Annotated in this window: 10 protein-coding genes; 5 read left to right on the top strand and 5 right to left on the bottom strand. The window is 73.1% G+C overall.

Translation table 11 applies throughout. The features are described from left to right. Positions 1–49: 49 nt before the first annotated feature. From IE272_RS09580 to IE272_RS09570, 3 genes are all read left to right on the top strand, one after another. Positions 50–1,021: an ATP-binding cassette domain-containing protein gene (locus tag IE272_RS09580; RefSeq protein ID WP_190006653.1), complete on the top strand. Its 972-nt coding sequence runs from the start codon at positions 50–52 to the stop codon at positions 1,019–1,021. Then, a complete protein-coding gene (locus tag IE272_RS09575; RefSeq protein WP_050358347.1) occupies positions 1,018–1,875 on the top strand; it encodes an ABC transporter permease in 858 nt (285 codons plus the stop codon). Before IE272_RS09580 ends, IE272_RS09575 begins: the two co-directional genes overlap by 4 nt. A 130-nt stretch (positions 1,876–2,005) precedes the next feature. Then, positions 2,006–3,322: a MerR family transcriptional regulator gene (locus IE272_RS09570; protein WP_190006652.1), complete on the top strand. Its 1,317-nt coding sequence runs from the start codon at positions 2,006–2,008 to the stop codon at positions 3,320–3,322. Between the two features lie 428 nt (positions 3,323–3,750). Here the strand turns inward: IE272_RS09570 and IE272_RS09565 are convergent, their stop codons facing one another. The 4 genes from IE272_RS09565 to IE272_RS09550 all read right to left on the bottom strand — a co-directional run bounded on the left by IE272_RS09565 (position 3,751) and on the right by IE272_RS09550 (position 10,039). Next, the gene (locus IE272_RS09565) at positions 3,751–7,572 is read right to left on the bottom strand and encodes an ATP-binding protein (protein ID WP_190006651.1); all 3,822 of its coding nucleotides are present in this window, start codon (positions 7,570–7,572) and stop codon (positions 3,751–3,753) included. Positions 7,573–7,630: 58 nt separating this feature from the next. Continuing rightward, a complete protein-coding gene (locus IE272_RS09560; protein WP_050358349.1) occupies positions 7,631–8,053 on the bottom strand; it encodes a universal stress protein in 423 nt (140 codons plus the stop codon). A gap of 211 nt (positions 8,054–8,264) precedes the next feature. Then, on the bottom strand, positions 8,265–8,924 hold the full coding sequence (locus tag IE272_RS09555; RefSeq protein ID WP_190006650.1) for an FMN reductase: 660 nt from the start codon (positions 8,922–8,924) through the stop codon (positions 8,265–8,267). 5 nt (positions 8,925–8,929) lie between these two features. Continuing rightward, positions 8,930–10,039 (bottom strand): LLM class flavin-dependent oxidoreductase, encoded by a 1,110-nt coding sequence (locus tag IE272_RS09550; protein ID WP_190006649.1) that lies wholly within the window; start codon positions 10,037–10,039, stop codon positions 8,930–8,932. Positions 10,040–10,220: 181 nt separating this feature from the next. On the opposite strand from IE272_RS09550, the gene IE272_RS09545 reads away from it, so the two are divergent. Together IE272_RS09545 and trpS are read left to right on the top strand one after the other, a co-directional pair. Then, entirely contained in the window at positions 10,221–10,373 is a 153-nt protein-coding gene (locus tag IE272_RS09545) for a DUF6126 family protein (protein WP_190006648.1), read from the top strand. 242 nt (positions 10,374–10,615) lie between these two features. Continuing rightward, complete coding sequence (trpS, locus tag IE272_RS09540; protein ID WP_190006647.1) at positions 10,616–11,725, top strand: tryptophan--tRNA ligase; 1,110 nt, start codon at positions 10,616–10,618, stop codon at positions 11,723–11,725. A gap of 141 nt (positions 11,726–11,866) precedes the next feature. On the opposite strand, the gene IE272_RS09535 is transcribed toward trpS, so the two are convergent. Further along, positions 11,867–13,870, bottom strand: a complete 2,004-nt coding sequence (locus tag IE272_RS09535; RefSeq protein ID WP_190006646.1) for an NAD-binding protein — start codon at positions 13,868–13,870, stop codon at positions 11,867–11,869. Positions 13,871–13,876: the final 6 nt, after the last annotated feature.

The raw sequence follows: 13,876 nt of genomic DNA, 5'->3' as shown, positions 1-13,876 counted from the left end.
ATCCGACGCAGCTCGCACACTCCCACCGACGACCCACAAGGAATGGATCATGAGCACTGAACTGGCCATCGAGACCACGGGGCTGGTGAAGGTCTTCGGCGACAACCGTGCGGTGGACGGCATCGACCTCGCCGTCCCCACCGGCACCGTCTACGGCGTCCTCGGACCCAACGGCGCCGGGAAGACCACCGTCGTCCGCATGCTCGCGACCCTGCTGCGCCCCGACGGCGGCACGGCCCGGGTGTTCGGCAAGGACGTCGTGAAGGAAGCCGACGCGGTCCGCAGCCGGGTCAGCCTGACCGGGCAGTACGCCTCGGTGGACGAGGACCTGACCGGAGTGGAGAACCTCGTCCTGCTCGCCCGGCTGCTCGGGCACTCCAAGCCGGCGGCCCGCGACCGGGCGGCCCAGCTGCTCGAAGGGTTCGGGCTGAGCGAGGCGGCGGCCAAGCAGGTGAAGAACTACTCGGGAGGCATGCGGCGGCGCATCGACATCGCCGCCTCCATCCTGAACACCCCGGACGTGCTGTTCCTGGACGAGCCGACCACCGGACTCGACCCCCGCAGCCGCAACCAGGTGTGGGACATCGTGCGGGCGGTCGTCGCCCACGGCACCACGGTCCTGCTGACCACGCAGTATCTGGACGAGGCCGACCAGCTGGCCTCCCGTATCGCGGTGATCGACCACGGCAAGGTGATCGCCGAGGGAACCAAGGGCGAGCTCAAGGCCTCCGTCGGCGCCGGCACCGTCCATCTGCGGCTACGGGACGGCGGCCAGCGGGCCGAGGCACAGCAGGTGCTGGCGCTCGCGCTGAACGCGGAGGTCCAGCTGGACGCGGACCCGGTGGCGCTGACCGCACGGGTCGACGGGCAGAGCACCGAGCAGGGGGCCGCGGAACAGGCCGGGCGTGCCCTGGCCGAGCTGGCCCGTTGCGGCATCACGGTCGACAACTTCTCGCTGGGACAGCCCAGCCTCGACGAGGTCTTCCTCGCACTCACGGACAAGAAGGGAGTGGCGGCATGAGCACCGCGACCGCCAAGACGGAGCTGGAGGGCGTCGCGCTCGCCGCGCCGGACAAGGAACGCCTCTCGGCGCTCCTGGTGGGCCAGGAGCGCCCGCCGAGGCCCAGTGCCCTGTCGGCATCGATGACCTTCGGCTGGCGCGCCATGCTGAAGATCAAGCATGTGCCGGAACAGCTCTTCGATGTGACGGCTTTCCCGATCATGCTGGTCCTGATGTACACGTATCTCTTCGGAGGGGCGCTGGCCGGCTCCACGGAGGAGTACATCCAGTTCCTGTTGCCCGGCATCATGGTGATGAGCGTCGTGATGATCACGATGTACACGGGCATCGCGGTGAACACGGACATCGCCAAGGGCGTCTTCGACCGGTTCCGCACGCTGCCGATCTGGCGGCCCGCTCCGATGGTCGGCTATCTGCTCGGCGACGTCCTGCGCTATCTGCTGGCGTCGGCGGTGATGCTCGCCATCGGCATGATCATCGGGTTCCGCCCGGACGGCGGTGTGCTCGGCGTGCTGGCCGGTGTCGCTCTGCTGGTCCTGTTCTCGTTCGCGTTCTCCTGGATCTGGACGATGTTCGGGCTGCTGCTGCGCTCCGAGAAGTCGGTGATGGGCGTCAGCATGATGGTGATCTTCCCGCTGACGTTCCTCAGCAATGTCTTCGTCGACCCGAAGACGATGCCGGGCTGGCTCCAGGCCTTCGTGAACAACAGCCCGGTCACCCACCTCGCCACGGCGGTGCGTGAGTTGATGGCGGGCAACTGGCCGGCCTCCGACATCGCCTGGACGCTGGGCTGGGCCGGGGTGCTCGTGGTGGTCTTCGGCGCGGTGACGATGCGGCTCTACAACCGGAAGTGACCGGAGGCGGGCAGACCGGCCCGCCCATGCGTCGCGGACGTATCCGCCGTGCATCCTTGACCTTCCCCGCGGGGGAAGCCCCAGCATCGGTGGGGCCGGGCGGAAGGCGCCCGGTACGAGGAGGTACGGGGTGGCACGCGAAGGCCGCGCGGTGGGCGCCGCGAGCGGAGAGCTGGTGACGATCGGGGAGTTCGCCCGGTTGTCCCGGCTCTCCGCCAAGGCGCTCCGGCGCTACGACGAACTGGGTCTGCTCCGGCCCGCCCTGGTCGACCCGGTGAACGGCTACCGGTACTACGACCCGGCGCAGGTGGAGGGAGCCCGGCTCGTGGCGTGGCTGCGCAGGATCGGTATGCCCCTGAGCCGGATCGGCCGGATCGTGGCGCTCGACGCGGGCGCCGCGGCCGTGGAGATCCGGGCCTACTGGGCGCGGGTGGAGGCCGAGACGGCGGCCCGGCGCGATCTGGCGATGTACCTCGTCGACCATCTGTCAGCGGAGGGCGGGGCCATGTCGCGGATACCGGGCAACACGGGCAGCACGGGCAATGCAGGGGACACGGGCAAGGCGGGGGGCACGGGCCGTACGGGGAGCTCGACCGGCGCTGAGGACACGGGGAGCCTGGGCGGGCGGGGGAGTTCGGGCTCGGGGGTGCCGGGCGGGTCCGGGGTGCCGGGCGGGCCGGTGGCGGTGCCGCTCGCGATCCGGTGCGCCGCGCTGACCGATACCGGGGCGGTGCGTACGACGAACCAGGACGCGGCGTTCGCGGGGCCCCAGCTGCTGGCGGTCGCCGACGGGTTCGGAGAGGGCGGGGCCGAGGCGAGCGCAGCGGCGATCGAGGCGCTCAAGCCCACCGCGTGGGGCGGCGGGGACAGTGCGCTGTCCGCCGCGGATCTGCTGAACGCCCTGGAGGACACGGCGGATTCCGCCTCGCGGGCGGTCCGGGACGCGGTCGCGCCCTGTGCGGATCCGGACGGTTCGGGGACCACGCTCACCGCGATGCTGTGGACCGGATCGCGGCTCGGCCTCGTGCACATCGGGGACTCGCGGGCCTATCTGCTGCGGGGCGGGGAGCTGTTCCGGATCACGCATGACCACAGCCTGGTCCAGTCGATGATCGACGACGGTTCGCTGAGCCGCGAGGAGGCCGCTTCCCACCCGGGGCGTGCGCTGCTGCTGAAGGCGCTGGTCGGGGAGGCGCGGTCCGCCCCGGTGGCCGTGGCATGCCGCCCCGATGTCCGCCTGCGGGAGGTGCTGGCCGGGGACCGTTATCTGCTCTGCTCGGACGGCCTGTCCGCAGTGGTGGACGAGGCGGAGCTGAGGGCGGCGGTCATCACGGCGGAGGTCCCGGAGGCGGCCGTACGCCGGTTGGTCGGCCTGGCCCATGCGGCGGGCGGACCCGACAACGTGGCGTGTGTCGTCGCCGACGTTGTCGTCGCTGCCGAGGAGTAGCAGCCCGGGGACGGTAACGGGGGCGGGCGGCGGGCCCGGTGCGATCGGGGCCCTGGCCGAGGGGGAGAACGGCAGGGCCGGGTGCCCGGGCTGTGCGGGACAGGGCCGAAGACGACCGGGTCGGTCAGGGCGCGGAGAGAGGCCGGGCCGGAAACGTCGGTAGGCCAGGGCGGGCGGGCATTCCGGGAGGCCCAGGGTGGGCCTGGACCGGGGCGTCCGGGAGGCCCAGGGGGGCTGGAGCCGGGGCGTTCCGGTCCAGCCCCCGGAGCCGGAGCCGTGGCCGGAGCCGGAGCCGGGTGTTCCGGGAGGACGGGGCCGGGCCGGGAGGCCGGGGAGGGTGTCGGCGTTTCAGGTAGGCCGCCGGGCCGGGAGGCTGCGGGGCGGGAGGCCGAGGGCGCGCCGGTGTTCAGGTAGGCCGCGGGGGCGGGTCAGAGTCGCCAGTCGGGGGAGTGTTCGGGGCGGTAGGCGCAGGTGGTCCCGGTCGTCACGGAGGCCTTGAGGTGGGCCGCCAGCGCGGGGTGCAGGGTGTCCAGCTTGCGCAAGGTGTCGCGGATCCGGGCGGTGACCGTCTTGCGGGCCCGTTCGGTCTGGTCGCCCAGCCGGCGGGTCCGGCCGCCGAGCCCGGCCGCAGAGCGGAGCTGGTCGAGGAGGGCCTGCCGTTCCCGGTCGTATTTCTCGACCCCCCGGGCGTCGTCCCGGGCGGCGACTCGGTCTATCTCGGCGTCCAGCCGGGCCAGGTGCTCCTTGTAGCGGCGCTTGGCCTCCTCGTCGAGCACCGGATCGCCGCCGAGCTGCCCGGCGGCGACGACGAGGTCCCCGCCCTCGGGCGCGAGGAGCTGGACGGCCGGGACGTCGGTGCCGGGCAGTCCCAGCAGGCTGTGCAGGTCGCGCAGGCCCTTGGCGTCCGGGACATGCACGGTCACCCCGTCCCAACGCAGCTGCCACACCGGCCCGTTCCGCCGGAACTCGGCCGACGGCACGGCCCGGGTCCCTGCCGGCGCCCCTACGGATGCCCCTGCTGACGATCCGGCCGGCGCCCCTGCCGAGGGCCCTTCCGCGCCCCGGCCCGGAGCCGCACCCGGGTCCTGTGCCCAGGGGGCGGCGGGACCGGAAGCGGCGGGATCGGAGGCGGCGGGGCGAGGGGTGGTGGAGGCGTCGGTCGCGGCAGCGGTAGCGACAGTGGGAGTGGGATCAGCGGTGCTGGGCGGGGCCGTGCGGAGCGCGGTGATCTCGGCCTCCACGTGGGTCATGGCCAACTCGCCTGCTTCCCGCGCCACTTCAGCGAGCAGCCGACGAGCCTGCCCGGCGTCACCGGCACTGTCACCGGCACCACCGGCACGCACCGCGCCGGCACCGGGACCCGCACCAGCGCCCTCGGCACCCGCCACACCGCCACCCGCCACACCGCCACCGGCCGCCCCCGCGCGGGCGAGCAGGGAACGGGCCAGGCAGAGCCGGGCGCGTACGGCCCAGGGGCGGGCGCCGAGGCGGTCCGACGACGCGGCGGCCTCGGTGAGCGCCGCCACCGCCGCGTCCCGGTCGTCGCGCGCGGCGGCGAGCATGCCGAGCCAGAGGTCGACGGGGCCGCCGATGTCGCACCCGTACAGCGAGACGATCCACTGGCCCGTGTAGGGCGTCAGCTCGTCCTCCGCGCGGGTGATGAGCCGTGGGTCGCCCGTGATCGCGGCCGTCTGGGCCAGCAGCCGGAGCCACAGCGGCATGAACGCCCGAGGGTAGGGGGCGGCGCGGTCCGACTGTTCGGCGATCAGGCGCAGCGCGGGCGTGGCGTCGCCCTGCTCCACCGCGGTGACCGCCTCCAGCAGCCCGGGGTAGGGATACCCGGCGCCCGGAAGCAGGCCGAGGACCTCCTCGGCCTCGGCGAAGTGCCCCTGGAGGAGATGCAGCGCCCAGCTCAGGTGGTGCCCCATGAAGCCGAAGGCCACGTGGTCGTTGTTCTCGGGGTCGAGCGCGTCGTCCTCCAGGGCGGTGGACGCCTCGGCGAACCTGCCCTGAAGGGCGGCGATCAGGCTGGTGTCCACGGCGACTCCCAGGGCGAACCGGGGCAGCTCGGTCAGCTCGGCGAGCCGGACGAATGCCCGGAACTGGTCGATGAAGGCCGGGTCGCCCAGCTCCAGCAGTGCCACCCAGCGCATGGACGTCGCGTGCAGCTCCATGTCCTGGTGCTGGGTGCGCCGGCCGACGACGGTCATCTCGTCGGTCAGCCCGAGCCGCTCCATCGCCGAGCCGAGGCCCCACACGGAGTCGTGGCGCGCCCAGAGCGAGAAGGCGAGCGCCTCGTCGTCCGAGCCGTCCCGGGCGAGCGCCATGATGTGGATGGCCAGCTCCTGGGCGAGCCGGTCGTCGGAGAGGCTCTCCTGGCCCTCCTTGCCGGTGATCCTGTGGTGGGCCTCGGCGAGGAGCCCCATCGTGGGCACGTCGCGACTGCCCAGGGAACCGTCGCGGTGGAGGGTGATCGCCACCCGGGCCAGCAGCTCCGGTTCGTCCAGCTCCCGGGCCAGGGCGACGGACCGGTCCAGCAGTCGCTGCGCCTCGGCCGTCTCCCCCGCGTGCCGGAGCTGTCCGGAGAGGTCGAGACCGATCAGCACGGCACGCCGGAGGTCCGGACCCCGGTCCTCCGTGTCCGCGGTGCCCGTCCCGTCCGCAGTGCCCGGCGCACCTGCCGTGCCCGGCCCGCACGCCGGGACTCCTCCCGACGTCCCTCCGGGAGTCTCCCGCCGCTCCCCCGGCCTCCCTGGCCCCTCCGGCCCGGCTGATGCCCCCGGGCCTCCTGGTTCACCCGACTGCCCCGACTCCCCTGACTCGCCCGACTCCCCCGGCTCACCGGAGGCCACCGCGAGGGCGCGCCGGTAGTGGCCGACGGCCTCCTCGTCCGCCAGGCGCCCCGAGGCGTCCCGGGCAGCCGCCAGGAGCAGGTCGATCCGGCGGTCGCGGTCCAGCGCACTGCCGGCGAGGTGGGCGTGCCGGGCGAGGGCGCCGGGCCGCACCGCGTCGCCGAGGCCGCCGTGCGCGTCCAGGGACCGTACCGCGGCGGCGTGGCGTTCACGGGCCTCGGCTTCGTCCAGCGAGGCGTACAACGTCTCGCGCAGCAGGTCGTGGGCGAAGGCGTACTGCCCGGACGGGCGGGGGACGACGACGCGGGCGACGACGGCCGGCTCCAGCAGCCGGTCCACGTGGGGGGCCGGTGAGCCGTGCACCACGGCCAGGACCTGCCGGCGGAACTCCCGGCCGAGCAGGGCGGCGCTGGTCAGCAGGGAGACGACCGGCTCGGGCAGCAGGGCGAGCCGTTGCCGGACCGCTTCCCGCACGCCGGGCGGAATGGTGGAGACCGGGCTCCCGCTGTGCCAGAGCCGGGCGGTCTGCTCGACGAAGAAGGGGTTGCCGCCGGTGCGCCGGTGGACCTCGTCGATCAGCTGGGGGGAGGGCTCGCGGCCCGTCGTCACCGTCATCAGCGCCCCCACCTCGTCCCGGCCGAGGCCGGTCAGGGTGAGGGTCGTGGCGGCGCGCGAGACCAGCGGCAGGATCAGCTGCTGGAGCGGGTGCCCGGGGGCGTCCACCTCGACGTCCCGGTAGGTGCCGATCAGCAGCAGCCGCTCGAACCAGGCGTGCTGGGCGGCGAATTCGAGCAGGCGCAGCGAGGCCGGGTCGGAGCTGTGCAGATCGTCGAGGACGACCACCAGCGGCCGGCTCTGGGAGACCGTGACGAGGGCCGTGGTCACGGCGTCGAAGAGCCCGAAGGCCTCGGCCCCCTCCGGCGGACCGCCGCCCGGCGGGCTCGTGCCCGCTTCCGTGCCGGGCTCGCCGCCGTGCGCCCCGTCGGAACCCGGGGCTCCGGCGGCGCCCGGGGCCGCCCCAGGAAGGGTGCTGGGCCCCGGTCCGTCCGTACCGCCCATGGCGACCCTGACCGGGTCGCCCAGGAGCACGGCGAGCCGGCCGTCCGACGCCTCCTGGGCCGCTGCCCATTCGGCCGCGGTGGCGGACCGGCGCAGGCCGCGCAGGATCTGGACCCAGGGCCAGTAGCCGGGGGTGTTGTCCGAGTCCCAGCAGGAACCCCCGACCACCAGTGCTCCGCGCCGCCGTGCCTCGTGCGCGGCGTCGGTGACGAGCGTGCTCTTGCCGATTCCGGCCTCGCCGGTGACCAGCACGAGACCGCCGTGGCTGTCCGTGGCCCGGGCGATCTCCGAGCGGAGAACGCCTGCGGGGTGGTCGCGCCCGAAGAGAGCAGGGGTCATGACCACACGATAGGAGCACCCACTGACAACGGCCCCCTCGTTCTGCCGCCGGGCCTGCTCAGTCCCGCACGACCGTCACCGGGCACGGCGCGTGCTGGGTGACGTGGAGGCTGACCGAGCCGAGCAGGGTGGCCTTCAGACCGGTGTGGCCGCGGGCTCCCACGACGAGCAGGTCGGCGCCCTTGGCACGGTCCAGCAGGGCCTGGGCCGGATTGCCGATGACCACGACCTTGCTGACCGCGGCGGCTCCCTCGGCGCCGAGGGCCTCCTCCAGCGCCTCGGTCAGGGAGACGGTGGCCAGGGCCTGCGGGTCGAAGTCCTCCGGCATGCCCGGCATCATCGACGCCCAGCTGGTGGCGGGGTACTCCCAGCTGTTCACGGCCTCCACCGTGGCACCGGTCAGCTCGGCCTGACGCACGGCCCAGTGCAGTGCCTTGATCGAGGAGTCGGAGCCGTCGACGCCCACAACGATCCTGCCCATATCTGCCTCCAGCTCGATAGCGCGGTAGCCCTGTACAGCGCAGTACTCCGGTACAGCGCAGTACGGCGCGGTACAGCGCGGTCCTGTTCTGTCCCGCTTGTACAGCGTTTGATCTCACTGTAATCACATCGGACAAGTGGGGGCGGGTCGGTGTGAACCGCCCCCACTGCCTCGGTCAGGTGGCGGGTCGGTGGGACCCGCCACCACGACCTCAGTCCAGCCGCAGGTCCGCGAGCTGCTGCTCGAAGGGGACGACCGCGTCCTCCCCGACGTCCAGCCCCGGAGTCCGCGAGGCCCCGGAGACCGTACGGCCCAGGACCGCGGAGGCCAGCTCGCCGCCCGCGCGCCGGATCCGGGACGGCAGGCCCTCGGTGTACTCGTCGCCCGAGGAGCCCCAGTCCTCCGACGCCGCGTAGACGGAGGTGGGCACGGTGACGGCCCGCAGGTAGGCGAAGAGCGGGCGCAGCGCGTGCTCCAGGACCAGCGAGTGCCGGGCCGTCCCGCCCGTCGCGGCGATCACGACGGGCTTGCCGGTCAGCGCGGTGTTGTCGATCAGGTCGAAGAACGACTTGAACAGGCCGCTGTACGAGGCGGTGAACACCGGCGTCACGGCGATCAGCCCGTCGGCCTCCGTCACGGCGTCGATCGCTTCCCGCAGCGTGGCCGAGGGGAAGCCGCTGAGCAGGTGGTGGGCGATGTCCACGGCGAGGTCGCGCACCTCGATGACCTGGACCTCGACGTTCCGGTCCTGCTCGGCCGCGAGGCGCTCGCGGGTGGCGGCGGCCAGCCGGTCGGCCAGCAGCCGGGTGGAGGACGGCTGGCTGAGCCCGGCCGAGACGGCGACGATGCGCAGGGGTGTGGTGGCGAACATCGGGGTCAGGCCTCCTTCTCGGTGCTGCCGGCGGTGTCGGCGGTACGGGCGGCGGCGACCGCCGGGTGGACGGGCGCGGACTCCGGCACTCCGGCCGGCCGCAGGTTGGCGAACTCCTTGCGCAGCACCGGCACGACCTCCTCGCCGAGGATGTCGAGCTGCTCCAGGACCGTCTTCAGCGGGAGCCCCGCGTGGTCCATCAGGAACAGCTGGCGCTGGTAGTCGCCGACAGCGTCCCGGAACGTCAGCGTCCGCTCGATGACCTCCTGCGGGGAGCCCACGGTCAGCGGGGTCTCGCGGGTGAAGTCCTCCAGGGACGGGCCGTGGCCGTAGACCGGCGCGTTGTCGAAGTACGGGCGGAACTCCCTTACCGCGTCCTGCGAGTTCTTGCGCATGAACACCTGGCCGCCGAGTCCGACGATGGCCTGTTCCGCGGTGCCGTGCCCGTAGTGGGCGTAGCGGCGCCGGTAGAGGTCGACCATCTTCTTCGTGTGCTCCATGGGCCAGAAGATGTTGTTGTGGAAGAAGCCGTCGCCGTAGTACGCGGCCTGCTCGGCGATCTCGGGGGAGCGGATGGAGCCGTGCCAGACGAACGGCGGGACGCCGTCCAGCGGGCGCGGGGTGGCGGTGAAGGACTGGAGCGGCGTACGGAACTTGCCCTCCCAGTCCACGACGTCCTCGCGCCACAGCTTGTGCAGCAGGGCGTAGTTCTCGATCGCCATCGGGATGCCCTGGCGGATGTCCTTGCCGAACCAGGGGTAGACCGGTCCGGTGTTGCCCCGGCCCATCATCAGGTCGACGCGGCCGTCCGCGAGGTGCTGGAGGGTGGCGTAGTCCTCGGCGATCTTCACCGGGTCGTTGGTGGTGATCAGCGTGGTGGACGTGGACAGGATCAGGTTCTCGGTGCGCGCGGCGATGTAGCCGAGAGTGGTCGTCGGGGAGGACGGGACGAACGGCGGGTTGTGGTGCTCGCCGGTCGCGAAGACGTCCAGGCCGACCTCCTCGACCTTCTGCGCGATGGCCAGGGTCGCCTTGATCCGCTCGTTCTCGGTGGGGGTCCGGCCGGTGGTCGGGTCGGTCGTGACGTCCCCGACGGTGAAGATCCCGAACTGCATGGCGTCCGCCTTCCTGAGTGCCGGCCGGAGGTCAGGGATTCCGGTGGTCGGAAGCCTCGGCCGATTTGGTTGAACGTTGAACTACATCCTACAACGGGACCCCCCTCCCGCCTATTCCACGTGGCCTGTTCCCTACGGACCCCCTTCCGGGGCGTACGTGTCCTGAAACGGTGGGTGGCGGATGAGTGACAACGGTGGGTGGTGGACGAGTGACAGTGAGGAGTGGAAAGCGCGCGGAGTGTTCCTGCGTGGCTACGTCCATGTCTTCGCGACGCACTTGCTCGCCGGGTTCATCCGGCTCCTCCTCTACGCGGGCGGGCACGCCCCGAAGTGACGCGCACTTCCTCCGCGCCGGGCCTGTGGCCGCTACACTCGGCCCATGACCTCCGTCCTGTGCCGAAACTGGTGGCGCTCCTCATAGGAGCGGCCACAGCATCTGCACGGATCCAGGGCCGTTCGACATGGACGGCCCTTTTCGCTGCCCTCGTACGGCGCGGACACGGAGACGAAGCGCAGCGGCGCTCACCGGCGGGGCCGTCCTCCACGCACCATCCACGCGAGGAGAGACCCGACCCCATGACCAGCACCGCACCTGCACCGGCCCCGGCCGCACACGCCTCGACCGGACCCGCCCCGGCCGCACCCACCGAACTGCCCAGCACCGAACTCCCCGGCGCCGAGCTGGAGCGCCGCATCGCCCAGGACCCCGGCAGCTTCCGGGTCCTCACCGGGGACCGCCCCACCGGCCCCCTCCACCTCGGCCACTACTTCGGCTCCCTGCTCAACCGGGTCCGCCTCCAGAACCTCGGCGTGGACGTCATCGTCCTCATCCCCGACTACCAGGTGATCACCGACCGGGACACCGCGGAGCGGCTCGGGGAGTACACCGACGGGCTGCTCCTGGACTACCTGGCCCTCGGTATCGACCCCGCCCGGTCCACCGTCTTCTGCCACAGCGCCGTCCCCGCGCTCAACCAGCTCATGCTGCCCTTCCTCAGCCTCGTCTCCGTCGCGGAGCTGAACCGCAACCCCACGGTCAAGGACGAGATCGCGCACTCCCGGCAGTCCGCGGTCAGCGGGCTGATGCTCACCTACCCGGTCCACCAGGCCGCCGACATCCTGTCCTGCAAGGGCAACCTGGTTCCGGTCGGCCGGGACCAGGCGCCCCACCTGGAGGTCACGCGGACGATCGCCCGCCGCTTCAACGAGCGGTACGGCGACGTCTTCCAGGAACCGGAGATCATGCTCTCCGCCGCGCCCCTGCTGCTCGGCACGGACGGCACGAAGATGAGCAAGAGCCGGGCCAACTCCGTCCCGCTCGGCGCCACCGCCGACGAGACGGCCCGCCTCATCAAGGGCGCGACCACGGACGCCGACCGGCACATCACCTACGACCCCGACGCCCGCCCCAACGTCTCCTCCCTGGTGCTGCTGGCCGCTCTCAGCCTGGAGCGGGACCCGCACGAGGTCGCGGCGGAGATCGGCGACGGCGGAGCCGCCGCTCTCAAGCGGACGGTGACCGACGCGGTCAACAGCCACCTGGCCCCCTTCCGCGCCCGGCGGGCGGAGTACGCGAAGGACCTGACGTACGTGCGGTCGGTGCTCCGCGCGGGCAACGAGCGGGCGAACGCACTTGCGGAGGCGACGCTGGACGAGGTGCGGGAGGCGATGGGCGCGTTCAGGTAGATGGGTGCCGGGGCCGGGTGCCTGGTGCGGGGGCCGATCCCGGGGCCACCGGCACCCGGCCGTCTCTGCGCCCACTGCCGTCTCCACGCCCGGGCCGTCTCGACGTCCACTACCGGCTCGACGCGCCCCCCCCCGGCGGCCCTACTGCCTCGGCACCACCGACCGCTGCCGCCGCAGCAGCTCCGCGAGCCCCCGGCGGGTGGCGGCGATCACCACCCGGTCCGTGGCGCGCAGGACATAGCCGGGGTGCAGGTCCCAGACCAGTCCGGACGGCGGCGGCACCGCGTCGCCGTCCGGGCTGTACGGCGGGAGCGCGGCGAGATCCGGGGTCCGGTCGGCCGGCGGGGTGGCGTCGATGGCCAGGACCCGCCAGGCGCCCGCGCGGAAGGCCTGCTCGACCGTCCGGCCCTCCAACTGCGGGTGCCCCGCCACCTCCAGGGCCGCGAACAGCATGACCTTGCGCTCGACCGGGACCGCGCCGAGGATCTGGCGCCCCATCATCGCGACCGCGAAGGACGGGGCGGCCAGGTGGGACACCGAGCGGGAGCGGGTCAGCGCCCCGGGGTGCGCGGTGCGCAGGGTGCGGTAGACGGCGGTGGCGAACTCGTCGTCGTACAGCCGCAGTGCCACCCTCAGGTCCGGCTTCACCGAGCGGGCGTACAGCGCCGCTTCCAGGTTCGTCGTGTCGATGCTGGTGAGCGCGAGGAGGGCGCGGGCGCGGCGGATCTTGGCCGCCTCCAGGACGCCTTCCTGGGTGACGTCGCCGATGACGGTCGGCACGTGCATGGAGCGCGCCAGCGGGATGCCGCGCGCGTCGGGGTCCTCCTCGACGACGACCACCGGGATGTCCAGCTCGCGGAGGCGTACGAGGACGCGCGTACCGATCTTGCCGAGCCCGAGCAGCACCACATGTCCCGACAGACCGCGCGGCGGGCGGCGCAGCGAGGACGCGGTGCGCAGGGTGCCGAACGCCTCCAGGACGGCGGCGAGCAGCAGCGGGAGCAGGAGCAGCCCGGCGATGCCGGAGAGGATCTGGATGATCTGCCGGGCCGGCGGCGCGCCCTCCGCCGGGTCGTTCATGCCCAGCAGGTCGAGCAGGGTCAGGTAGGTGGAGTGGATCGCGGTGTCTTCGGTGGTCAGGAGCGAGGCGATCACCAGGGCGAGCGCGGCGGCGGCGACGCCGAGGGCCGACCAGCGCAGCCTGCGGGAGAAGACCTGGGCGAGCGGGGCGCCCCTGCCGCCCATGCGGGTGGCCGGACGGTCCGGGTCGGCCCGGCTGACTGCTTCGAGGACCACCGTGCCCCGTCCGGTCGCGGCGGCGACGGCGCTCTCGTCGGGCAGGAGCTGCGGGGCCTCGTCGCCGCTGCTGTCCGAACCCTCGGCGCCCGCCGGGTCGTTGGTGGTGGAGGAGAGCAGGGCGAGGGTGCACAGGCCGGGGTCGGCCGTCTCGCCGGGGCGGGGCGGGGGACGTTCGGCGGCGCGCAGGAGCAGCCCCTCGGCCTGAATGATCTTGCTGCTGCCGGTGAGGGCGGTGGCGGCGAGGGCCGGGGCGGCGGTGTCGGCATCCGACAGGACGGTGGTGGAGGCGTCCAGTAACGCCGGGTCGATGCCGGGCATGGCGACGGCCGCCGCCTGGTCCAGCAGCTCCTCCAGGTGCTGCCCGAGCTTGCGGTTGTAGAGCCGGATCACCAGCCGCAGGCGGGGGTTGAGGCGGCGGGCGGTCAGGGCGGCGCGGATGTTGCGCTCGTCGTCGTCGTAGACGAGCGCGAGGGCGGCGGCCCGGTCGACGCCCGCCTCCTCCAGGACGTCGTCGGAGGGTTCGGGCGCTTCCATGATGCGGACGGCCTCGACGCCGGCGTTGGTGTCGCCGCTGCCGCCGGTGGTCCCGCCGCCGTTGCCCGCGCGGTTCATCGCCGCCGACATCCGGCCGAACAGGGCTGCCGCCCGCCCCCGTTGGGTCAGCGGCGTCTCGGGACTGTTCGCGTCCCGGCCCGGGGGCAGGAGCAGGGTGACCCGTTCCCCGTAGACGTAGCGGAGCTCCACGGCCAGCCGGCGCGCCAGGGCGTCGTCACCGCAGACGATCATGTGGCCGGCCGACGGCGGGCGTCCCGGCTGCTGAGGAAGTGGAGGCACGAAACCCAGCATGCCGTG

This window comes from Streptomyces anulatus (assembly GCF_014650675.1).
GTDB classification, from domain to species: Bacteria; Actinomycetota; Actinomycetes; order Streptomycetales; family Streptomycetaceae; genus Streptomyces; species Streptomyces anulatus.
This window is presented reverse-complemented; position numbering and strand designations above follow the sequence as displayed.